Source organism: Bacillus sp. HMSC036E02 (assembly GCF_001836235.1).
Classification (GTDB): domain Bacteria; phylum Bacillota; class Bacilli; order Bacillales; family Bacillaceae_G; genus Bacillus_A; species Bacillus_A cereus.
Map to the genome: position 1 here is coordinate 34,043 of NZ_KV827858.1, position 22,497 is coordinate 56,539.

Below are 22,497 nucleotides of genomic sequence, written 5' to 3' on the forward strand. Positions count from 1 at the left end.
TATGATTATCAAAAATAAAATACTATTTCTTAAGAAAGGTGAAATGGAAAAATTAGTATTAAAAACCTATATTATCAGGTTTTGTATAAAAAATCTTATTATGTAATAGTTAGAGTTTTAATAATGAAAATAAAAATACATAAAATTCACTGGTTGAATTTTATGTATTTTTATGCATGTATTATTATGAAATAGGTTCTTATGATACAAAGGATTGAAATTAATATTCATACTAAAAATGGTCCACATGCTCGAGCCGTAGCTACACTTATAGCAAAATTGAGCGGAATACTTTTAACGATGAATCTATTCATGAAACACAATCATTATTAGACCAATTGACTCTTGAAAAGAAAAGAATAAGGTATTTAGAATGTGAATTGTCGAAATATAAAAAACTAAACACCTCTTTTCCAGACATTATTATTTATAGTGACACTTTAATGAAAATGCTCTTTGTTGCGAATAAAGTGGCAGAATCAGATTCTACGATTCTTATTACTGGAGAGAGTGGAGCAGAAAAAGAACTTATAGCTAAAGGTATCCATAAAGCTAGTTTTAGAAAAGATAAGTCGTTTATTCGAGTAAATTGTGCGGCTATCTCCCCTAATTTAAATGAAAGTGAGCTATTTGGGCATGAAAAAAAAGTATTCACTGGAGCACTTCACATGAGGAACGGGAAATTTGAGCAAGCAAACATTGGAACAATCTTTTTAGCTGAAATTGGAGACTTAAAGTTAGATGTCCAAGTGAAATCATTATAGGTTTTTATAATAAAAGGGAAGTGTAGGAGGGAATAAAAATATAAGATTAAATGTTAGGGTACTAGCGGCGACTAATGGAAAGGAATAGATGCCATGAAAAAATTTATTAATAGTCCAGAAGAAGTAGTTAGGGATATGATTGACGGAATGTTGTTTGCACATTCTGATAAACTACAAAATATGCCTGAAACAAATATAATTATTCGAGCCAATAGTCCATTTGAAGGAAAAGTGGCAATTGTCAGTGGAGGCGGGAGTGGTCATGAACCAGCGCATATGGGATTTGTTGGTGAAGGAATGCTTGATGCTGCTGTAATTGGCGAAATTTTTACCTCTCCTACACCAGATCAGATTTTGAAAGCGATTCAAAAGGTGGATACTGGAAGTGGGGTTTTGTTAATTGTAAAAAACTACTCAGGAGACATAATGAATTTTGAAATGGCTGCTGAAATGGCTGAAGCACAAGGAATCCCGATTGCTACAGTCATTGTTAATGATGATATTGCTATTGATAATAGTTCACACACTATGAGAAGAAGAGGAATTTCTGGAACAATATTTGTACATAAAATAGCTGGAGCAATGGCTGAGAAAGGGGCATCGCTTAAAGAAGTTGAAGATGTTGCAAATAAAGTAATTGCTAATATACGTAGTATGGGCATGGCATTAAAAACGTGTACTATACCTGGAGCTGGTACAGTTGGTTATAAAATTGGTGAAAATGAAGTAGAGGTTGGTATAGGTATCCACGGTGAACCTGGAACTCATCGTATTAGTATGATAGCAGCTAATAAAATGGCTGAACTCCTTTTAGAGCATATTTTAAGTGATATGCAATTGAAGATTGGTGACAAAGTTGCAGTAATGGTAAACGGCTTAGGTGGAACGCCGTTAATGGAATTATATATTTTAAATAAAATGATTAACATAATATTAAACAAAATTGGTATCGATATCTGTAAAACATATGTTGGGGAATACATGACAACGATTGATATGGCCGGTTTTTCTATTACTTTATTAAAACTAGATGAACAATTAACTGCTTTGCTTAATGATCCAGCAAATACGACTAACTGGCGTGTACAATAGGAGGGCCAACATGTATATTACACCAAGACATATCATCAATTGGATGCAACTCACTGCAAAACAACTTGAGTATCAAAAAAAAAACCTAACGCAACTTGATCAATTCATAGGTGATGGAGATCATGGTATTAATATGAATAGAGGGTTTAAAGAGGTTGAAAAAAAGATATCATATACAGCCTATGATGATATTGGAAATGTATTTCATGATATTGGAATGATACTTATTTCAAAGGTTGGAGGTGCATCAGGGCCTTTATATGGAACAGCATTTTTAAGGGCTGGTAGTGTTTTAAAAGGGAAAAATAAAATTACAATCAATGAATTAGGACTTGCTTTTCAAGAATCTGTAAATGGTATTTGTCTAAGAGGAAAAACTCAGATAGGAGATAAAACAATGCTTGATGTTTGGGATCCTGTTTTGAAGTATATCCAAAGAAATGGAGAAAAAATAAAACCTATTGGTCTTATCATTTTTGCAAGAGAACAAATGGAAAAAACTAAGCCATTATTAGCTAAAAAAGGACGTGCTTCTTTTCTAGGAGAAAGGTCTATTGGTCATTTAGATCCAGGAGCAGTCTCATCTTTTATTATCTTTGAAACTCTATGTTTATCTCTTATAGGTGAAAAAGAAATTGTTAATGAACTTAGGGAGCAATTGTGATGAGTAATGCAGGAATTGCTTTAGTTTCTCATGTTTATCTACTAGTTAAGAGATTTAAAAGCTTTACTCGCCCGATTAAGTTCCAGTGTTTTTAAAGTTTCTGCAGGAGTAGTAGATAACGATAAGTAGGTAGAAGCGTCAGATAAATTCAAGAGGTTATTTATAATGAACGAGTTGTAATTGTATTCCTAAATTTGGGAGGCGCTCTAATTAAGAGTGATTAAATCAAAATAGTAGATTCACTATTAATAGAGGGTCCTACGTAGCAGTTGTTGAATTAGGGATTGGCAAAACTTTAGAAGAAATCTTTAAGATTTAAGGCTGTACTTGAAGCGAAAACCATTATAAAAATATAAAAGGAGCTAATCTTATGAGAATCGAAAGAAAATTGATTGTAACTCGTAAGGATGGAATTCATGCAAAATCAGCAAGTGAAATTGTAGATGGCTTAAGGGATTATGATTGTTCGGTTAAGTTTATATTTAAAGATAAAAAAGTTAATGCAAAAAGCACTCTTCAATTAATCGGTTTAGCAGTAAAAAGAGGAGCGGAAATACATGTAATTCTTGATGGGAAAGATGCTGATGATGCCCTTGTGTTTATACAATGGTATTTGAAATAACAAAAGGGGGTCATAAATATGTCTCCATTTATGGGGGAATTAATTGGAACCTTAGTTCTTATTTTATTAGGAAACGGCGTTGTAGCAGGTACTTTACTAAAAAAATCCAAAGCACAAAATTCCGGATGGATTGCAATTACTCTTGGCTGGGGATTAGCAGTTACATTTGCTATATATATAGTAGATAACATAAGTGGAGCACATTTGAATCCTGCAGTTACAATTGCTTTTGCTTGTATAGGTGTATTTCCTTGGAGTGAAGTTCCTTCCTATATTGGTGCACAGTTGATGGGGGCTTTTTTAGGTTCAATATTTGTCTGGCTCCAGTATTTTCCGCATTGGAAAGAAACTAAAAATAAAGAAATTATATTGTCGGTGTTTTCTACAAGCCCTGCAATAAAAAGTTGGCCGTTCAATTTGTTAAGTGAAATTATTGGCACTGCAGTATTTGTATTTTCAATTTTAGCTATGAGTCATAATAAAGTTACAGATGGACTACTTCCAATAATAATAGGAGCGTTAATAGTATCTATAGGTTTATCTCTTGGTGGAACAACTGGATTTGCTTTAAATCCAGCTCGAGATTTTGGCCCAAGACTAGCACATCAAATCTTACCAATATGTAATAAAGGCTCTTCGGATTGGGGATACGCATGGATTCCCATAATTGGTAGTACCATAGGAGGAATCATAGGAGCTATATGTTTTCAATTGATTTATTAAGCAATTAATATATTAAACTTCAATTAGAAATCAATTAGTTAACTAGGTTTACTATCGATCATATAATGCAAAGGGGTATTTAAGTAAAAAATGTATGCTAAAAAAATCACTATATATTTCTTATAATGTGGAATTGTTTTATTCATAAAATGTTCAATTTATATCCATTGTGAAAAAATTCACAATGGATATAATGAATATATAACCGTTGTAGAGGGTGATAGTGGTTTTATTCTTTTGAGAACTGATAAACGAGCTGCTTTTATATTGTTATATTTATGTTTTTTTACAAATATTATTATTATTTGATACATACTCTCTTTAAAGTTGAGCAAATATCCAATCTAACCAAGATCAAAAATACCAATGCTAAATATTCTTTTGCGACGAATCAACTCTTTTATCAAATTTCTGTCTCCAACTACAAACTGTTTTCTAGATAGCTATCTTTAGCAAACTTCTGATTCGTAAGAGGGGGTTATTGTTTTTTTTGTTTGTTATTTTGTATGCAGGCGATATAACTCATCTTATAAGATAGAACGGCAATGTTTTTAGCAAGTGGAATCGATTTCATTATACGAGTAACAGTGCTTTTCTTTATTTGGGAAAAGGATAAATATGTATAGTCTGTCATTCAATTGAACTTTTGGTGAGTAACATATGCGTAATTAAAAACTTACATGGTATTTTTATCATTCGAAAGAACTTTAAATTGATTTCTGTCATGTTCGTTTGCATTGATAATCATGTTTTTCGAGATAAACGCTTTCCTTATCAATAAGGCAATTCGCAAGTGGAGTTTTACTCCTATTTTGGTTTGACGCAACTCAGTCTATTTATAGTTGATTAGGTTTAGAGTAAGTGTATTTGAAACAACGATTTTCAACGGTATGTTCTTTCTATATTTTGAAAGCGTTTTCTTGTAGTGGGTTATTTTATAAGATTATGAACCTTTTACCTAAGAAATTATGTGTTTTAAGTAATGATTTGGAAAATGATGAATTGGAGATTCACAAACTCATTTTTAGTAGTAAACAAAATTTTATAAAAGAAGTGAGATTTAAATAGCCTAGGAGGTGGTTTTCTCAAGGATAGAAAAAGTTGGTTTTTAATAGTTAAAGATTGATGAAATGAAGAAGAAGAGTTGTGTTGGTTGCGTCAATTCAGAAAAAATTAGGATGAAATATTTAGGAGGTAGAGAGATGGTAGGGATTATCCTAGCAAGCCATGGCCAATTTGCTGAAGGTATTTTACAATCTGGCGCAATGATTTTTGGAGAGCAAGAAAATGTTAAGGCTGTTACTTTAATGCCAAACGAAGGTCCAGACGATTTGAGAGCAAAAATGGAAGCAGCAGTTGCATCTTTTGATAATCAAGATGAGGTATTATTTTTAGTCGATCTATGGGGAGGTACTCCATTCAATCAAGCTAATGGCTTGTATGAAGAACACAAAGACAATTGGGCAATCGTTGCTGGTTTGAACTTACCAATGGTGATTGAAGTTTATGCATCCCGTTTATCAATTACGTCTGCTCAAGAGATCGCAGCACATATCATTAAAACAGCGAAGGAAGGGGTCAGAATTAAACCTGAAGAGCTGGAACCCAAAGAAAATACTGATATCGCAGTTGCAAAAGATGGAAAAGCAAATGGCAGACTTGCTCCCGGTACAGTAGTTGGTGATGGGAAAATCAAGTTCGTTTTAGTCCGTGTGGATTCTCGTTTATTGCATGGTCAGGTAGCGACTGCATGGACAAAGTCTACACAACCAAATCGTATTATCGTAGTTTCAGATGCAGTGTCTAAAGACGATCTTCGTAAAAAATTAATCGAACAGGCGGCACCACCAGGGGTTAAGGCCAATGTTATTCCAATCAGCAAAATGATTGAAGTTGAAAAAGATCCCCGTTTTGGTAATACTAATGCACTGGTATTATTTGAAAACCCACTAGATGTCCTGAGAGTTATAGAGGGTGGTGTAGTTATTAAAGAAGTTAACGTTGGTTCTATGGCTCATTCAACTGGAAAGGTTGTTGTTAATAAGGTTCTTTCTATGGGAAGAGAAGATGTAGAGGCTTTCGAGAAAATGAAAGCAAAAGGCATTCATTTTGATGTACGTAAAGTACCTAATGATTCTCGTGCAAATATGGATGATATTCTAAAAAAAGCGAAGGTTGAATTATCGTAGTTACATAGCAAATGTAAATGAAATGGGGGATCATAATGTCTACTATAGAAATAATTTTAGTGATACTAATTGCATTTCTAGCCGGTATGGAAGGAATATTAGATGAATTTCAATTCCATCAACCACTAGTGGCATGTACACTAATTGGTTTAGTAACAGGTAACCTAGAGGCTGGCATTGTTCTTGGCGGTACACTTCAAATGATTGCACTTGGATGGGCAAATATTGGAGCAGCCGTAGCGCCAGATGCTGCATTGGCATCGGTTGCATCAGCAATCATTTTAGTATTAGGCGGACAAGGTGTTAGCGGTGTTGCATCAGCAATTGCAGTAGCGGTACCACTTGCAGTAGCAGGACTTTTCTTAACAATGATTGTTCGTACACTTGCTGTTCCTATTGTACACATGATGGATACGGCAGCTGAAGAAGGAAATATAAAAAAAATTGAAGTGTTACACATTGCTGCGGTGTGTTTACAAGGTATCCGAATTGCAATTCCTGCCGGAGCACTTTTATTTATCCCTGCACAAAGCGTTCAAGGATTCTTGGAATCAATGCCTGCATGGTTAACTGATGGAATGGCTATTGGTGGCGGAATGGTTGTTGCTGTTGGTTATGCATTAGTTATTAATATGATGGCAACAAAAGAAGTATGGCCATTCTTCATTATTGGTTTCGTAATAGCAGCAATTTCTCAATTAACACTTATTGCTCTTGGTGCATTGGGTGTAGCTTTAGCTCTTATTTATTTGAGTCTTTCTAAAATGGGTGGTTCTTCAAATGGTGGTGGAGGTAACTCTGGTGACCCACTTGACGATATCTTAAACGATTATTAATTTAGGAGGAGGAGAAGACAAATGGCAGAAAAAATTAAATTAACAAAAAGAGATCGTTTAGCCGTTGCATGGCGATCTACATTTATTCAGGGTTCTTGGAACTATGAACGTATGCAGAATGGTGGCTGGGCTTTCTCGATGATTCCAGCGATTAAAAAGTTATATAAATCAAAAGAAGATCGAAAAGCAGCATTAAAACGTCACTTGGAATTCTTTAATACACATCCTTATATTGCTTCACCAATTCTAGGAGTTACATTAGCACTCGAAGAAGAACGTGCTAATGGTGCAGAAGTTGATGATGTGGCAATTCAGGGGGTTAAAGTTGGAATGATGGGTCCTTTAGCTGGCGTTGGTGATCCGGTATTCTGGTTTACTTTACGTCCAATGTTAGGTGCTTTAGGAGCATCATTAGCAATGGGGGGGAATATCCTTGGGCCAATCCTTTTCTTCTTAGCTTGGAATCTGGTTCGTTGGGGATTTATGTGGTATACACAAGAATTTGGTTATAAAGCCGGTTCTAAAATCACTGATGATCTTTCAGGTGGATTATTACAAGATATTACAAAAGGTGCATCAATCCTTGGTATGTTTGTACTTGCAGCCTTGGTGGAACGGTGGGTATCAATTAAATTCAAGCCAGTTGTATCTGAAGTTCAGTTAGATAAAGGGGCGTATGTTGAGTGGGACAAACTTCCTGGAAATGGTGAAGGGATTCGTCAATCTTTTGAACAAGTAAACTCAGGAATGGCACTATCACCTACGAAAGTGACCACCTTGCAAGATAACTTAGATCAATTAATTCCTGGTTTAGCTGCATTACTTCTGACATTCTTCTGCATGTGGTTGCTGAAGAAAAAAGTCAGCCCAATTGTTATTATTCTTTCATTATTCGTAGTTGGGGTAGTTGGTCACGTAATCGGACTTTTATAATTTAAGTTGCTCACGTTTTCAATTCTTAAAATTTAATATTTAGGAATTGTTGAGATTAAAGTATAGGTTAGTAGCCTGTGAATCGATAATAGTTCGTATACAAAAAGTGGCTGGGGATTATCGCTTCAGCCACTTTTTGTATTGACTTAATTGTTTGAAGTTACGAATTATAAATAGGATAAATGAAATGGAGTGGATATGATGATTCAATCAATTAATACAAAGGTAGATTTAGTAATAGATGCTACCGCTTTTACGGGACTTACGGACTATGGGAAAATTATGATTGGTGATAAAGGGTTTGAATTTTATAATTCTCGTGATACGCGTAAATTTATTCAAATTCCGTGGGAGGAGGTAGATTACGTTATAGCTTCTGTAATGTTTAAGGGGAAATGGATTCCACGTTATGCTATTGAAACCAAGAGAAATGGAATCTTCACCTTTTCTTCTAAGGAACCTAAGAAAGTTCTTCGGGCTATACGAGAATATGTAGATCCAGGTCATATGGCACAATCTCTAAGTTTCTATGATGTTATTAAACGTGGTCTTAAATCGCTAGGTAAAAAGAAATAATAAAATGAAAAGAAGGGTGTATTTTTTATATAGGAGCTAACATGGTTTTGGTGTAAAAATAGATTAACTGATTATGCTCCTTTTTAGAGTCATACTATCAGTATGTTCAAGATTAAGATATTAGTTGTAAGAGCCCTGGGATTTTTGCACCAGAACCGTTTTATACACTAAAGGTTATTTATGTTATTTAATTATATTTTTGTAATCGTGCTGTGTTATAATTCTGAAATACTGATATATCTAGTAGGACTTAAAGATTTCGGTTTATCATACGAAGTGGAAAATTAATCTATTATATTTGAGGGTCAGGCTATGATTATTTAAACTATTATTCACACTATTATTTAGACTAAAAGAAGTACAAGGAGGAAGGTATATCTATTAAAGTAGTGAGATATACCAAATTTAAAATGAATATTAAATTTAATAAAAAAGTAGTAGCATTCACGGCAGGATTAACGGTATTATCTTCACCATTGGTATCGTTTGCAGAGGAACAACAATTAGTAAACAATAAGCAACCTACAAACGTTCAGGAACAAAGTAAAACAACATCAGATGAACAGGCTTTAAAAAGTATTGAAGCTAGTTTTGAAGAGGTAGACGGACGTGGTGGAGGTACTGTCGACAATAAGAAAGTAGATAGTCTTCAACGTTCAGAAGGTATTCATGAAGAAACAGGTACACTAACTGTTCCTAACAATTCAAACAGAACAAAACGTAGTCTGTCTCCCATATCACCTAGCACCTCTAGTACAATAAATGGTGTTCCATTCACGGAATGGATTGTTCCAGCAGGTAACGATAATATTCGTCCTCAAAACTATATGAGTCCAAAGTATATTACAATTCATGAGACTGATAATACAAGTGTAGGAGCAGGTGCTAGAAACCACGCTCAATACCTATATAACCAAGCAGTAGGGAACACAGACCGAGCTGCATCGTGGCATTTTACAGTAGACGATAAGGAAATTTATCAACACCTACCATTAAACGAGAACGGATGGCACGCAGGAGACGGTGATGGTCCAGGTAATAGAGAATCTATTGCAATTGAAATCGCAGTTAATAGTGACGGAAACTACAGTAAAGCGGTAGATAACGCTAAGAAACTTGTAGCTTATTTAATGAAAGAAACTGGTGTACCGTTAAATAACATTGTAAAACATCAAAAATGGAGCGGTAAAATATGCCCTGCCAACATGATTAATAATGGGCAATGGGATGTATTCGTAAATAGCGTTGAGGGGTATTATAATGATCTTTATCAACCAAAAGATGACATTACAGGAGGTTGGTATGAAGAAGCTATTCGAGAGTTAAATAGAAGGGGTATTATGATAGGGGAAGGAAACGGAGTTTTCGCACCCAATAGAGCGATAACAAGAGCCGAATTTGCTCAATTAATCTCTAAATCTCTAAACCTGCCAGCTGGAGATGCTTCATTTAGAGACCTAAACGATGCAAATTCAACTTTACGAGATGGTATTAAACGTACTGCAAGTGCAGGTATCATTCAAGGTAGAGGAGATGGTTATTTTGACCCAAACACACCTATTACAAGAGAAGAATCAGCAATTATTGTAAACAAGGCTTTACAGTATAAAGGTATATGGGGACCAGTTGTAAACCTACCATTCTCAGACAAAGACCAAATTATTTATAAAGAAGACGTACAAAGACTGTATGGCCTAGGTATTGTAAAAGGTAAGGGTGACAATCAATACGACCCTAAGGGAACAACAACTCGTGGTGAGACAGCAACATTCATTCTAAATATGCTACAAGTAATTGAAAATGGTAGTGTTGAAAAGGTAATTGGAACGGCTCAAATTAATGGTATTGGGGTAAATGTTCGAAGCGGATCAGGGACAAACTATTCTATTGTTAGAAAGACAAGTAAAGGCGAAAAAGTTACAGTATATGAAGAAAAGAACGGCTGGCTAAGAATTGGAACAGGTCAGTGGATTTATTATGACTCTAGTTATATCGACTATAACAGATTATAAAAGACTTAATAGTTAAAAGAACAGGTCATATTTGGATATATAACTTACTCTCAGGTTGTGAAGAAGACTTTCTCCACAACCTGTTTTTGTGCCTAGCCCTCTCTTTACCTACCAATACTGATAAAAAGAGGAAATTCATTATGATGGGGCATCGGAAAATCAACATAATTAGCGTGTATACAATTAAAAACTAATGTTTTTCTAATAATTAAGTAGAGGTCACCATACATGCCCATCCAGCTCATATTTTGAAATACCCCAAAACGAAAAAATGAGCTTTATTGTTACAAGTTAACATAAGATTTCGTTCTGGGGTTACTATAAAATTTTAGCATAATAGCGATGTGTTAGTTCTAAAAACTCAAGAAAGCTTTAGAATACTATTATAGTTGGTCAAGCACATGAACTAGACATCTAATTATTTCAGAGGATTTCTCGATTTGCTCTGCATCAAAATCTGAAAGGTTCGCATTAAGAATATGTTTTAGTTTTTTCTCTCTCTCTAAGTGACAATTTAAACCACTAGGCGTAAGTTGAACGTTGACAACTCTCCGGTCGTTATTTGAACGAACACGCTCAACGTAACCAGCCTGTTGTAATCCATTGATTAATTGAGTAATACCAGCGGCGGTAGTTTCTGCTCGATCAGCTAATTCTTTGACTGACAATTCGCCTTCTTCAGCTAATACTTTAAGGGTTCGAGCATGGACCATTGAAACTGCCCCTAATGTACGAGTAGCTCGCCCTCTTAAACGTCCATCGGCTGCAGTTAGACTATATATAGCCTGACTAAGTTCGTCTATCGCAGTTAACTTATTTGAAGAATTTGTCATAACATCACCATTTTCTCATTAACTAAGTACTTAATTATATGAAGTTAACATTAACATATGAAAAAGAGTAGAGTCAAATTAAGTAGAGACTGGCTATTCATTTTCCAAGCAATATTATATATGCTCACCTTAAGTCATCAATAAAATAATAAAAAGACTTGGCTCGTAGTCTTGACAAAAGTACATATTATACTTCATTATTTTAATTAAGTACTGAATCATTAAGTACTTAATTAAAAATAAAAAGGATGATTATTATGACTCAACGTTCACAATCTCAAGGGTGGGCTTTAGATATAGCTCTTTCACTTGGTGGGTTTGATGCTTTGCATCCTGAAGCAAAGGCAACTATGGAACAGTTAGGGCACGACCACACTGATTTTGATAAAGTTTTTTCTCAAGTAAAGAGTGGAGCAATGATACCAAAAGCATGGGCCACGGTTGCTTCTCAGGCTCAAGAACGTGCAAAACATTATGAACAAAAGGGATTCACTGTTACTGCTCGTGATCTATATCAGCGTGCTGCTGTTATGTGGGGACGTGCACAATACTCATATTTTAATGATGATCCACGAAAATTGGCATTTCGAGAGCGTTGTAACGAATGTGTGGCAGCTATTTCATCACTTGGAGGAGGAACGGTACAACGTATAGTACTAGAATTTGAAGGCAAACAGATATATGCACTCCTTCATTTGCCCTCAGGTGAAGTTCATAATGCACCAGCAGTAATATTAGGTCCAGGTATGGATATGATTAAGGAAGACTATATACAGATTGCGCAACGTTATTATACGTCTCGTGGTATCGTAGCTCTATCAATTGAAGGACCGGGGCAAGGCGAATCTGTATCTGGAGGTCTAAAAGTTGATTTGACTAATTACGAACGCGCCGTTAGTTGTTATATCGATTTTCTATCAAAACGGCCTGAGGTTGATCCAAAGCGTATTGGATTTTTTGGTATAAGTATGAGCGGGTATTGGGGGATGCGAGCTGCTGCGAGTGATAATCGTATAAACGCTATAGCGACTTTTGAAGGTGTATATGGTGAATTTGATACCATCTTTAACAGAGCGCAGCCGAGTTTCAAAGCAAATTTTATGTACATGTCTGGTTACACTGATGAAGTTGCTTTTGAAAACGAATTGAGTAGCCAGATGAATTTGTGGAAATTGGCACCAAAGATTACTTGTCCAGTCTTCATGGGAATAGGAGAATTTGATGAACTTACCCGTTTGGAAGAAGCATTAAGTCTTTATGAGTTTGTAGAAGCACCAAAGGAGATACGCGTCTATGAGAATGAATTTCACCCACTTGGTGGAGTAGCTGCAGAAATTTTCCGTTTTGGTGCAGAGTGGGTGGAACTTGCACTTGAAGGAAACTTTAAAGCTAACCATGATGAGCGTTATTACATGCATCGTGATGGGAGTGTTACTGAAGGGACTGCTTTTCCAACTTATTGGCTTGGTGCCCAGCCGGCGGAAATTAAAGGACGAAAAAAGTGTAATACATTAAATGCTTGTAATAATTAACAAATTTATACGGATTAAAAAAGAAAACAATAAAAATAGTATGTAGCTTTTATTTACACTATTTTTGTTGTTTTCTTCAAAATTTAGACTCCTCATAATTATGGTTATTGGTGAGGATATTCAAAGTGCGGAAGACTTCGAGTTGATGAAGAACATGGAAGAAAATGAAGGGAATGTTAAATGATTTATAAAGTAGTGACGACATACTATGTTTTTTCTTGAGCACAACTAGCATACATATTATTTTCTAGGAATTAAGTCCAGAATTGTGGAGACAGACAATGAGATATCTACGTTTTGAGGAACATCACTTTCATAAAATGTTAGGTCTCATTGGATGGGATTGCAAGACAAATCAAAGTTCCTAATTTGAATTTTTAAGCTGATGGATGTGGGGTTCGCCACATCCATCAGCTTAAAAATTTTATAATGCTCCCAAAACGAGTAAATTGTACATTCTCACCTGGAGATATCAATTTTCCCGTTTTGGGGTGGATTTGTTTACTTAAGTTGATGGGCATGTGGTGCAAAGCAAGCAGCACTGGATGACACAGGCGGTTATCCAAAATCAATTAGTAAAATAGAAAAAACGCAATCTCAAGTGGAGCTGCGTTTTTGTTTTTATTTGAGTAGCATGCATGAATCTGTTAACAGAGAACACACGTGACTAAAATGGATTACTAATAACCTATTTTTATTTATTCGTAACTTTTAGAGTATCTAACACGACTTTAGTAGCATCTGCAATAAGTTTATCATCGTATTCTGCATCTTCTTTATCATGATTAGAAAGGATGGCAAGAACAATTGGCTTTTTATTTGGTGGCCAAATTATTGCGATATCATTTCTTGTTCCATAAGAACCTGCACCTGTTTTATCTGCTACTTCCCATCCTTTTGGTACGCCCGCACGAATTAATTTATCCCCAGTCGTATTTCTCTTCATCCAATCTACTAACAGTTCACGTTTTTCAGATGGTAGTACAGTTCCTAATGTAAAAGATTGAAGCGTCTTAGCGATTGCTTCTGGTGTACTTGTATCATGTGTTTCTCCTGGATTTACTTCATTTAATTCAGGTTCAAATCGCTCGGAATTAGTAACAGTATCACCAATTTCCCTCAAGATTTTTTCAAATGCAGATGGACCACCTAACTTTTTAAGAATTAAATTATGTGCTGTACTGTCACTATATCGAACAGAAGCATCTGCAAGTTCTTTTAACGTCATTCCTGTATCCACATGCTTTTCAGTAATTGGATTATAATTAGATAGGTCTTCACGTGTATAAGTAATTCTTTCATCAAGAGCTTCTATTGAATTTTGACGTAAAAGAGCTCCCACTGCTAATGATTTAGATGTAGAGGCAAATGCAAAACGATCATCTGCATGGTAAGCAACAGTCTGATTCGTACTTGTGTCCAGTGCGTAAATACCAAGCTTAGCGTTATATTCTTTTTCAAGTTTAGCAAAAGCATGATTACCTGTATTTACTTGCTTAACTTGATTGATTTGATTTGTTTGTTTAGGTGATTCAGATTGCGTATTACTATTAGAACAGCCTATCAGTGTCACGCATGAAAGTAATACGACAGGTACAATCTTTTTGTAATGTGAGTTGGTAAAGAACTTGTTTAAAACGAACATAATTTTCAACCTCTTTCAAGAATATATGGATTTAGTCTAGTTTTTCATACTGATGCAATTGTAGAGAGCATACGATAACGATACTTTGCAGCTAAAATATTTCAGGTTAAAAACGTTTACGAAATGAATAACCCACTGTTCAAGCGGAGCGTTTTTATTACCTATTCACTTGCAAGGAGTATCCCGTAAAAGTATGAAACTGGTAACATGTAAACGTAGTATTTCAATACACACCTTTTTTACATTCTTCTCCTTTGCAAAATAATGAGTCCTTTCATTTTTTTATTAACTGTATAAATAGGTGTCTAACGAGATAGGTTGTATCCGATTTGGACATCTATTTTCAGGAATACACGTAATAGACATTCTAAGTAATGTATTTGTTCCACTTTTAGATGAAGAAGAACTTGATTATGGTAAAAATATATTATGAATTACTATATAGAAACCTAGTTCGGTAAAGGAAAGTAATCGTGTAGCATTCTTATTGCTACCTCCTCCTAAAATACGCTCACTGAATTTATAAACTGTATTTTCAGAAACATTGCAAGCGTGTAAGACAAATGAAAGGTAATTCAATATGAGAAAAACAACCTTACTACTACAATGAAAAACAGAAACATGAATAAAAATCATGTGTTACGATATGAAATTTAATTTGGTACTTAATAATTTTGACCAATTATCCCAGTTTCAATAGGAGAAGCCGAAACAGATCAGTTGTGAATTGTACATGACTCGTATTAAAAAAATCATAATTTGGGCAGATATCTTGTATCAAATCTCATTCGTAGTGTGTACATTTGGAGGGAATTTCTCATATGAAAATAGTAAAAGTAAATGATCTTAGTAAAGAATATACAGGAAAGGTTCCACATACAGCACTTTCAAATATAGACTTAACAATTACGGTGGGGGAATTTGTTGGGATAATGGGACCTTCGGGAAGTGGGAAAACAACATTATTGAATATGATTTCTACTATTGACTCGCCAACATCAGGCAGTGTATGTATTCATAATCAAAATCCGTATCAACTCTCCGCCGATGATTTGGCCTTATTTCGCAGACAACAATTAGGATTCGTTTTTCAATCCTTTAATCTGCTGCATACTTTAACAGTAAAAGAGAATATAGTTCTTCCGCTCGTATTAGATGGCATCAATGTGAAAAGAATAAATAAACGAGTAGAATCTATTTCGGAAAAATTAGGAATCAACGAAATTTTAAATAAGCGAACATATGAAATATCAGGAGGGCAAGCACAGCGAACAGCGATTGCCCGTGCACTCATTCACTCTCCTAAATTGGTTCTTGCCGATGAGCCGACAGGAAACTTAGATTCTAAAGCCTCTCAAGATGTGATGGAACTATTAACACTATTAAACAAAGAAGAAAAGGCAACAATGATGTTAGTAACGCACGATCCAGTTGCTGCAAGTTACTGTGACCGCATAATTTTTATTAAAGATGGCCAGTTGTACAATGAAGTTACTTGCAAAGATAATCGTCCATTATTTTATAAAAAAATTATGGATAGTCTTTCTATGTTAGGGGGGAATAAACATGACTTTTCGACAACTCGCATTTAATAATGTTTTACGAAATAAAAGAATATATCTTGGTCATTTTTTTAGTAGTACATTTGCGGTATTGATTTTTTTCACTTATGGGCTACTTGTCTTTCATCCGAACCTACAAGGTGAGCTGACTCATCTAAGTACCATCATGAGTGCATTTGGAAAAATAGGATTTCATTTATCCTATTACTTAATCTTTGTTTTTTCTTTCTTATTTATTTTCTATTCTGTTAGTGCATTTTTAAAAAATAGAAAAAAAGAGTTTGGATTATTAATGTTACACGGAATGTCTAATAAGCAGCTTCATCGATTAATTTTCTTCGAAAATATGTTGATTGGAATCCCTTCAATCGTAGTAGGCATTGGACTAGGAATGGTTTTTTCTAAATTGTTTTTATTAATTAGTGGGTCTTTATTAGGGATAGAGCAAACGTTAGCATTTTACTTTCCAATCAAGGCAATGGTAGTAACAGCAATGTCCTTTTTGGTTTTATTTCTACTTATTTCTTTGTTTACATCAAAAATGGTGAAAATGAATGAACTTGTAGAACTCATAAAATCAGATGAAAAACCAAAAACTGAGCCAATAGTGTCTGTTTATATATCCTTGTTGGTACTTATTTTATTGGGAGCGGGTTACTCCTGTGTTCACCACAGTATCGCTGCGGTGGATTACATGACTTTAAAACAACTATTCTTACTCGTAGGAGTAGGAGTCGTATTCATTGTATGTGGGACCTATTTCTTCTTTACTCAATTGTGTGTATATGTGTTATCCGCTTTAAAAAATAGAGAAACTACATTCTTTAAAACAACCAATCTCCTTGTTATATCAGAATTAATGTATCGCATGAAAGATAATGCGAGAACCTTTTTTATCGTATCAGTTATATCTGCAGTATCTTTTACAGCAATTGGAGTTTGTACGGCTATTGCAAATCCTGAATTGGCTAAGCATGAGACTCCATATGCATTTACCTATCGTTCAGATAAGGGGAATATAGAAGAAAAAGCTCATATTGAAGAAATAAAGAAACAATTAGAGGAATCTGGATTTTCATATAACCTTGTAGCAACAGAATTTAAAAGGACATTAGACGGATTGGCTTTGATTAATCTTTCTGCGTATAATGAATACGCTAAAAAATTAGGATATGAAATAGAGAAACTAACAAATGAAAATGATAGCATTGCTATACGACTTAATAAGAAAGAGAAAAGTACAGAGCATCTGAAATTTTTTGAAATAAATCATGGTGAACTCGAGATTCCACTTTCTGTACAAAAAACAGTGTATATTCCAGAGTTAGCCATGATTGATAACCCTGTTATTGTTTCTGATGCTGTTTATAATAAGGTCATACAGGTTCAAGAAGAAGGCGTACTCCGAGATTACACTATTTACGGTTTTATCGTTAAAGATTGGTCTGAAACAAGTGCGATTTCCACAAGTCTTAAGAAGTTCATTGGTACGAATCAAGAAGATTATTATAAGTTTTCATCACTGTATTTAAGATGGATTGAAATGAAACAACAAAATGGATTACTTTCTATTTCAAGTGTAATGGTGGGCATTGTATTTTTCGTATTTACGCTAAGTTTTTTATATTTTCGTCTATTTACTGATTTAGAACGTGATCAAGTGCAATATGAAATGATCTCAAAATTAGGTTTAAGTCAAAGAGAGTTAAAGCAAATTGTGACAAGACAAATGATGTTACTATTTTTCCTGCCGATAGTAGTGGCGATGCTTCACAGTAGTTTTGCATTTCTAACGTTTCATCAATTAGGACAAACAGTAAGCAGAGAAATGTCTGTTTTACAAAGCTCAATTGTAGTATTAGTAAGCTTTATTTGCATTCAAATGATTTACTTCTTTATTATTAGACACCACTATTTAAAACGCATACGTACAAAAATGTATTCATATAATAGATAGGCAAATATTAAAGGTGCATACTCAATCATTAAATTTGATTGGGGATGCACCTTTAAAATGTTGGGGAATATATCCAGGTTAATGAGGAACACAAGGAAAAAGATAATTAAAGCCAACCTATAAATAAAAGTAGCTAGTAAAAGCTAACTGCTCTCCAAATGGAATGAAGTGTGTATTTATATTATGACTTAGCTGCCCATTGTTCTATTTCAATTTTAACATCTGATAATCCTAATTCTGAAATGTATGCAATTTTCATTGCTGGATGTTTCGTTAATTTGGTCTCTCATACGGATGATACCGGTAGCATATTTACTCTTTGCAAGGAATGTGACTTTATGACACCGGAGCGATAGCAAGTTCAATCAAATCACGCAGAAACCACCCAACTTACTTCATACACAACCAGAATAATCTCACGGTGAAGAGAGAATAGTTGACGATCTACCAAGAGGCATTCGTGCTTCTTTTTTTAATAAAAGCATGATAAACTCTGATACATCAATAAAAAACGAATGTAAAATCTATTTGATTTATCACTCGTTTTCATGTTTTGTTTTGATAAAATGAAATATGGTTAAGGCATTATAAATAAATAGAAAAATCATGAATACCAGCATAGGGAGTTTCATTTTTAATTTTTGTTTCTAGATTTTGCAGGGTGTACTCTTGCCATGCTTCTAAATGATTCGTATCCCATGATTGATTAAATATTTGATACAAATAAATCTCTCTTAATTTCAAGAAGGTTGGGATTTGTTTAATTGTATCCTTATGTAGGCTATTTTCTGTTTTATATCTCTTGAAGAAATTACGCATAAAACTATCACAAAAAGTATGTGTATTGCCATTGAAGGAGTCGTGCTGCCAATAAGCATGATAGAAAGCTACTGCAAGATCCTGTGCAAACCAATTGTAAGAACAATCATCAAAATCAATAATGGTTATAAATCCTTTCTTGTCCATAATTAAGTTTCCCTGATGATAGTCATTATGGATAAGGCCGAAATTGTCAGGCGTTATGTTATCGGATGTGAGATTGTTAAGTAACTTATCATATTTTTCTCCAATCCACGGAATTAGGTTTTCTCTAATATTAAAGACATCAGGGTTATCATTACGCCAAGCAGGACGGTGTATGCTTTCAAATTTGTGAATTTTTGATATTGCATACATTCTCCCTAAACTTTTACCAAATTGTTTAAAAGTTACTTCATTCCAGTGTGATTTATTTTTAACATCAATTGAATCGCCTGGAATAGGGTACCACCCCATGCCCATCAACTTAAGAAATCCGACTACCCCAAAGTGTAAAAAAATGTTATTCTTTCTATTCAAGGTGAACCACAATTATTTGGTAATTGTACAATGACAATAAAGTTGTTTAATTCACAACATAGTCATTTAAAGAATAATAAAGTTATTTAAAAATCTTTCTATCAAGTGGTCAAAAGGTATTTTCAGCTTAGTACAGAACTATATCATAGTAGGTTGACATAAAATAGGTTGGATAAAATTGATATGAATAGGGAGAAAAATTTCAATGAATTGCTTAGTTGCAAAGGGTAGTATTTATTATGAAATCGTAGGGAATGGCTTTCCAATATTAATAATGCATTCAATGGGTACAGACCATAAATCTATGAAAGCCTGGATAGAGCCAATTTTTGATAAGATTCAGGGTTTTCAGAGGATATATATAGATTTACCTGCTCACGGTCGAAGTTTAATTGACGAAAATTTCAACTCTTCAGATGATATGCTTTTAAATATTTTGGACTTTATTGATATGACAATTCCTAACCAAGCATTTTCTCTTATTGGTTTTTCATTTGGAGGATATTTGGCACAAGGTGTTTTGCGCCATAGACATAAAAATGTAAAGAGTATTTGTTTGCTGGCTACTTCACTTCATTTGAAAGATAGGGATCTTCCTAAAAAAATAGTTGTTACAAAAGATGAAGATTTATTAACAGAATTGAATTCTGATATAAGAATAGCTTTTGAAACATTGATGAATTATCAAAATAAAGAGAACCTTAACTACTTTTTAAACGAAATCCAACCTGGACGATTATTAGCTAATAAAAATTTTTTAATGTCAAATTGGAGAGAGAAAGGGTATTTTCTTTCTGAAGAACCGCTTAATGATGTAGGTACACTTACACAACCTGTACTCATTATTCTAGGGAAACAAGATTCAATCTGTGGTTATAAAGATCACCTTTTTCTTCTAGAAAAATTTCCGAATGCTACGTTTTCCATTTTAGATGGTGCTGGTCATATGCTTCAAATAGAAAAACGTAAAATAGTACAGGAACTAATCAAAGACTGGCTAATTAGGAGCAATTCGGTTTGCGAATCAAGCGAGTAAATACAATCGATAATTTTTTTAGCCAAATTTCCATATCTGTTGCTTGTCAGTTCATTTTGTTGTTCTTCAACTAACAGGTGCTTTAGTTCAATAAGGATTAAATAACTTTATTATTGATTTTTGAGTGCAAATGCAATTAAATGGATAGAAATTAAACAACTTTAAAGAGCCTTAGTACAATAAAATGTGCAAGGCTTATATATATTTCATAACAAAATTCAATAACTTTATTATCACTTTACATAGTCTACATTTAATTTTTGTACCTAATTAATCCGCTTAATGGATTCAGTCTCGTCTGTTTTTGGATAGATTTCTTGCGAAATATGTACCTAGAGACGTATTTCAATTAAAATGTGATACGATAGTTATATATTCGTTTTGCTAGTAAAAGGGGATGAGTGTCGATGAAAAAACACATAAAAGTAAATGGGAAAATCCTTCAAACAAATAAAAAATGGTCACATCTCAAGCAAAGACAAAGAGAACATATTTCTAATTGGTTACGTAGAGAATATACACAGTTTGTAAAAACACAGTATAGAAAACCTAAAAAGTATGAACATGATGAGATTCTTCATGAAGTGATGAATCAAATACAAGAACGTGAAATTTGGATTCCTACTGGTGAAGTAAAAAGATATTATCTAAGTAAAATAGGAAAATGGTTTAGAAAAATAGAAGGTGAATGGGAAATACAAATAGACAACAAAGAGATGCAGCAAGCATTAAAAGAAAAGTAGATACAATTAGGGGGAGTATTTCATGTATAACTTACAAGAAGATATGTATGAACAATTGAAAGAAAGAAAAGGGGCAGTTACTGTATTTTTAATGAATGGCGTTCCAATACGTGGGCAGATCCTTGCAATGGATAAATTCACCGTTCTTATGATCGTTCATGGTAAGCAACAACTAATCTACAAGCAAGCTATTTCCACAATTCTTAAGTAATTCTTGTTCTTTTTTCGAGGAAAGAGGAACTAACAAAAAAAAAGAAGATTGAAATCAATCTTCTTTAGAAAAAGGAACAGATGACAGATTAGTACTCCAACTCATAATCAATTATAAATAAGGGTACATATATATTCAATGCGTTCTGAATTTTCTCAATATATTTATCTTATTTTTAAATTATAATATAAGTAATTCTTTTTATTATTATATACTGGTTCTTTCCTGTTGCAATTGCAGCCAATTTGATATACTATAAGTAAAATTGCCAGAAAGGTGATGAGATTATGTACCAACAACAAAATGATAGGGATCGAGACCAAGAAATGATGTTTTCTATACAAGGAATCCCAACAAATAAAGCTAACATGAATCAATTACCAAAATGGATTGGAATTTTTGGCTATGTTGCTTTTACTTTTATGGCATTAAGCGGTTTAGCGATGCTTATTTTAAGTATTTTTAGAAGTTAAAAAATATCTCAATTATAAATACAACTAGCATTTAAATACAAAATAAAGAAGAATCCATAATTCGCTGGATTCTTCTTTATTTATTTTTACTTGTTAATCCATTTAGAGATAATAGGATAATGAAAATCTTTCTCTTGTAATACATGTAAAATTCCTTTAAGGGGCCCGAAAGCTAATAAAATAGTTAGGATTATATAAATTGGGGCTGTCCACAATATCATGGACATATTACTCATGTTCATATCGGAATGGAACATAGAAAACATTAAAGTCCTCATTACAAAAGTATTCCAAATCAATACAATAATCCAAGTGAATAGCTGATAAACGGCTGTTTCAATAGCAATTATACGAAGTTTTTTTGATTTGAATATGAAATAAAAAATTAAGGGTATATAAAAAATTGTAATGCTAAAAAGAGTGAGAATGATGAAAGATAATAAAGTAATAATATGCATCATAAGTTCTAGTTTTTTTTCCTGAGATAAATTCATTTAGACTCCTCCTATATGTAGGCTTGATTCTCTTAAAGTTAACGATAATTCATTATAACACACCATCTAATGTAACAAAAAAAAATTATTTGTTAGGTTTTGTTACATTTTGTATTTAGAAATATGAAATATCCTAACTGATAAATTTGCTGTATCAAAAATATTTCTTAACATTACTAGTAAAACACCTTTTTGTTACACCGAAACCTCATAATGGGAATAAAATACAGTTTATGACCCATTTTTACACGTATCTCGGCTG

The 22,497-nt window shown here is 33.8% G+C and carries 21 protein-coding genes; 17 read left to right on the forward strand and 4 right to left on the reverse strand.

Features of this window, described 5'->3' with window-relative positions:
* The first annotated feature begins 380 nt into the window (after positions 1–380).
* The 10 genes from HMPREF2590_RS23165 (at position 381) to HMPREF2590_RS23210 (ending at position 10,411) form a co-directional block, all read left to right on the forward strand.
* Complete coding sequence (locus HMPREF2590_RS23165) at positions 381–764, forward strand: sigma 54-interacting transcriptional regulator (RefSeq protein ID WP_070861553.1); 384 nt, start codon at positions 381–383, stop codon at positions 762–764.
* Between the two features lie 93 nt (positions 765–857).
* A complete protein-coding gene (gene dhaK, locus HMPREF2590_RS23170) occupies positions 858–1,856 on the forward strand; it encodes a dihydroxyacetone kinase subunit DhaK (RefSeq protein ID WP_070861555.1) in 999 nt (332 codons plus the stop codon).
* 10 nt (positions 1,857–1,866) lie between these two features.
* Entirely contained in the window at positions 1,867–2,520 is a 654-nt protein-coding gene (gene dhaL, locus HMPREF2590_RS23175; protein ID WP_025966275.1) for a dihydroxyacetone kinase subunit DhaL, read from the forward strand.
* Positions 2,521–2,890: 370 nt separating this feature from the next.
* Positions 2,891–3,142 carry an HPr family phosphocarrier protein gene (locus HMPREF2590_RS23180; RefSeq protein ID WP_001217719.1) on the forward strand — a complete coding sequence of 84 codons (252 nt, stop codon included), beginning with the start codon at positions 2,891–2,893 and terminating at the stop codon, positions 3,140–3,142.
* Between the two features lie 18 nt (positions 3,143–3,160).
* Entirely contained in the window at positions 3,161–3,865 is a 705-nt protein-coding gene (locus tag HMPREF2590_RS23185; RefSeq protein WP_070861557.1) for an MIP/aquaporin family protein, read from the forward strand.
* A 1,202-nt stretch (positions 3,866–5,067) separates the two neighbouring features.
* Entirely contained in the window at positions 5,068–6,054 is a 987-nt protein-coding gene (locus tag HMPREF2590_RS23190; RefSeq protein ID WP_000232810.1) for a mannose/fructose/sorbose PTS transporter subunit IIA, read from the forward strand.
* A gap of 35 nt (positions 6,055–6,089) precedes the next feature.
* On the forward strand, positions 6,090–6,890 hold the full coding sequence (locus HMPREF2590_RS23195; protein ID WP_000103758.1) for a PTS mannose/fructose/sorbose transporter subunit IIC: 801 nt from the start codon (positions 6,090–6,092) through the stop codon (positions 6,888–6,890).
* 21 nt (positions 6,891–6,911) lie between these two features.
* Entirely contained in the window at positions 6,912–7,823 is a 912-nt protein-coding gene (locus HMPREF2590_RS23200) for a PTS system mannose/fructose/sorbose family transporter subunit IID (protein ID WP_000818296.1), read from the forward strand.
* A gap of 198 nt (positions 7,824–8,021) precedes the next feature.
* Positions 8,022–8,399: a DUF956 family protein gene (locus HMPREF2590_RS23205; RefSeq protein ID WP_002099017.1), complete on the forward strand. Its 378-nt coding sequence runs from the start codon at positions 8,022–8,024 to the stop codon at positions 8,397–8,399.
* Positions 8,400–8,809: 410 nt separating this feature from the next.
* Positions 8,810–10,411, forward strand: coding sequence for an S-layer homology domain-containing protein (locus tag HMPREF2590_RS23210; protein ID WP_070861574.1), 1,602 nt, complete (start codon positions 8,810–8,812; stop codon positions 10,409–10,411).
* Positions 10,412–10,794: 383 nt separating this feature from the next.
* On the opposite strand, the gene HMPREF2590_RS23215 is transcribed toward HMPREF2590_RS23210, so the two are convergent.
* Positions 10,795–11,244 (reverse strand): MarR family winged helix-turn-helix transcriptional regulator, encoded by a 450-nt coding sequence (locus HMPREF2590_RS23215; protein WP_000185335.1) that lies wholly within the window; start codon positions 11,242–11,244, stop codon positions 10,795–10,797.
* Between the two features lie 257 nt (positions 11,245–11,501).
* Between HMPREF2590_RS23215 and HMPREF2590_RS23220 the strand changes: the two genes are divergently transcribed.
* Positions 11,502–12,776 carry an alpha/beta hydrolase gene (locus HMPREF2590_RS23220; RefSeq protein WP_000194255.1) on the forward strand — a complete coding sequence of 425 codons (1,275 nt, stop codon included), beginning with the start codon at positions 11,502–11,504 and terminating at the stop codon, positions 12,774–12,776.
* Between the two features lie 694 nt (positions 12,777–13,470).
* On the opposite strand, the gene blaIII is transcribed toward HMPREF2590_RS23220, so the two are convergent.
* Positions 13,471–14,421, reverse strand: coding sequence for a class A beta-lactamase BlaIII (blaIII, locus tag HMPREF2590_RS23225; protein ID WP_000497841.1), 951 nt, complete (start codon positions 14,419–14,421; stop codon positions 13,471–13,473).
* Positions 14,422–15,242: 821 nt separating this feature from the next.
* Between blaIII and HMPREF2590_RS23230 the strand changes: the two genes are divergently transcribed.
* Positions 15,243–16,013: an ABC transporter ATP-binding protein gene (locus HMPREF2590_RS23230; RefSeq protein WP_000706744.1), complete on the forward strand. Its 771-nt coding sequence runs from the start codon at positions 15,243–15,245 to the stop codon at positions 16,011–16,013.
* Complete coding sequence (locus HMPREF2590_RS23235) at positions 15,988–17,940, forward strand: ABC transporter permease (RefSeq protein ID WP_070861560.1); 1,953 nt, start codon at positions 15,988–15,990, stop codon at positions 17,938–17,940. The genes HMPREF2590_RS23230 and HMPREF2590_RS23235 overlap by 26 nt, the downstream gene beginning before the upstream one ends.
* A gap of 585 nt (positions 17,941–18,525) precedes the next feature.
* Here the strand turns inward: HMPREF2590_RS23235 and HMPREF2590_RS23240 are convergent.
* Positions 18,526–19,221, reverse strand: coding sequence for a phosphotransferase enzyme family protein (locus HMPREF2590_RS23240; protein WP_083325436.1), 696 nt, complete (start codon positions 19,219–19,221; stop codon positions 18,526–18,528).
* Positions 19,222–19,483: 262 nt separating this feature from the next.
* Here HMPREF2590_RS23240 and HMPREF2590_RS23245 point away from each other — a divergent pair, with 262 nt between their 5' ends.
* From HMPREF2590_RS23245 to HMPREF2590_RS23260, 4 genes are all read left to right on the forward strand, one after another.
* Complete coding sequence (locus HMPREF2590_RS23245; protein WP_070861561.1) at positions 19,484–20,314, forward strand: alpha/beta fold hydrolase; 831 nt, start codon at positions 19,484–19,486, stop codon at positions 20,312–20,314.
* A gap of 407 nt (positions 20,315–20,721) precedes the next feature.
* Positions 20,722–21,057 (forward strand): transposase, encoded by a 336-nt coding sequence (locus HMPREF2590_RS23250; protein ID WP_070861563.1) that lies wholly within the window; start codon positions 20,722–20,724, stop codon positions 21,055–21,057.
* A 22-nt stretch (positions 21,058–21,079) separates the two neighbouring features.
* A complete protein-coding gene (hfq, locus tag HMPREF2590_RS23255) occupies positions 21,080–21,268 on the forward strand; it encodes an RNA chaperone Hfq (protein ID WP_016513486.1) in 189 nt (62 codons plus the stop codon).
* Between the two features lie 287 nt (positions 21,269–21,555).
* Complete coding sequence (locus HMPREF2590_RS23260; RefSeq protein ID WP_070861567.1) at positions 21,556–21,741, forward strand: hypothetical protein; 186 nt, start codon at positions 21,556–21,558, stop codon at positions 21,739–21,741.
* A gap of 86 nt (positions 21,742–21,827) precedes the next feature.
* Here the strand turns inward: HMPREF2590_RS23260 and HMPREF2590_RS30915 are convergent, their stop codons facing one another.
* Positions 21,828–22,235 carry a hypothetical protein gene (locus HMPREF2590_RS30915; protein WP_001054344.1) on the reverse strand — a complete coding sequence of 136 codons (408 nt, stop codon included), beginning with the start codon at positions 22,233–22,235 and terminating at the stop codon, positions 21,828–21,830.
* Positions 22,236–22,497 lie beyond the last annotated feature (262 nt).

Coding starts and splice junctions, on each gene's coding strand:
- dhaK (WP_070861555.1), top strand. CDS start 858: ATGAAAAAATTTATTAATAGTCCAGAAGAAGTAGTTAGGGATATGATT.
- dhaL (WP_025966275.1), top strand. CDS start 1,867: ATGTATATTACACCAAGACATATCATCAATTGGATGCAACTCACTGCA.
- HMPREF2590_RS23180 (WP_001217719.1), top strand. CDS start 2,891: ATGAGAATCGAAAGAAAATTGATTGTAACTCGTAAGGATGGAATTCAT.
- HMPREF2590_RS23185 (WP_070861557.1), top strand. CDS start 3,161: ATGTCTCCATTTATGGGGGAATTAATTGGAACCTTAGTTCTTATTTTA.
- HMPREF2590_RS23190 (WP_000232810.1), top strand. CDS start 5,068: ATGGTAGGGATTATCCTAGCAAGCCATGGCCAATTTGCTGAAGGTATT.
- HMPREF2590_RS23195 (WP_000103758.1), top strand. CDS start 6,090: ATGTCTACTATAGAAATAATTTTAGTGATACTAATTGCATTTCTAGCC.
- HMPREF2590_RS23200 (WP_000818296.1), top strand. CDS start 6,912: ATGGCAGAAAAAATTAAATTAACAAAAAGAGATCGTTTAGCCGTTGCA.
- HMPREF2590_RS23205 (WP_002099017.1), top strand. CDS start 8,022: ATGATGATTCAATCAATTAATACAAAGGTAGATTTAGTAATAGATGCT.
- HMPREF2590_RS23210 (WP_070861574.1), top strand. CDS start 8,810: ATGAATATTAAATTTAATAAAAAAGTAGTAGCATTCACGGCAGGATTA.
- HMPREF2590_RS23215 (WP_000185335.1), bottom strand. CDS start 11,244: ATGACAAATTCTTCAAATAAGTTAACTGCGATAGACGAACTTAGTCAG.
- HMPREF2590_RS23220 (WP_000194255.1), top strand. CDS start 11,502: ATGACTCAACGTTCACAATCTCAAGGGTGGGCTTTAGATATAGCTCTT.
- blaIII (WP_000497841.1), bottom strand. CDS start 14,421: ATGTTCGTTTTAAACAAGTTCTTTACCAACTCACATTACAAAAAGATT.
- HMPREF2590_RS23230 (WP_000706744.1), top strand. CDS start 15,243: ATGAAAATAGTAAAAGTAAATGATCTTAGTAAAGAATATACAGGAAAG.
- HMPREF2590_RS23235 (WP_070861560.1), top strand. CDS start 15,988: ATGACTTTTCGACAACTCGCATTTAATAATGTTTTACGAAATAAAAGA.
- HMPREF2590_RS23240 (WP_083325436.1), bottom strand. CDS start 19,221: ATGGGCATGGGGTGGTACCCTATTCCAGGCGATTCAATTGATGTTAAA.
- HMPREF2590_RS23245 (WP_070861561.1), top strand. CDS start 19,484: ATGAATTGCTTAGTTGCAAAGGGTAGTATTTATTATGAAATCGTAGGG.
- HMPREF2590_RS23250 (WP_070861563.1), top strand. CDS start 20,722: ATGAAAAAACACATAAAAGTAAATGGGAAAATCCTTCAAACAAATAAA.
- hfq (WP_016513486.1), top strand. CDS start 21,080: ATGTATAACTTACAAGAAGATATGTATGAACAATTGAAAGAAAGAAAA.
- HMPREF2590_RS23260 (WP_070861567.1), top strand. CDS start 21,556: ATGTACCAACAACAAAATGATAGGGATCGAGACCAAGAAATGATGTTT.
- HMPREF2590_RS30915 (WP_001054344.1), bottom strand. CDS start 22,235: ATGAATTTATCTCAGGAAAAAAAACTAGAACTTATGATGCATATTATT.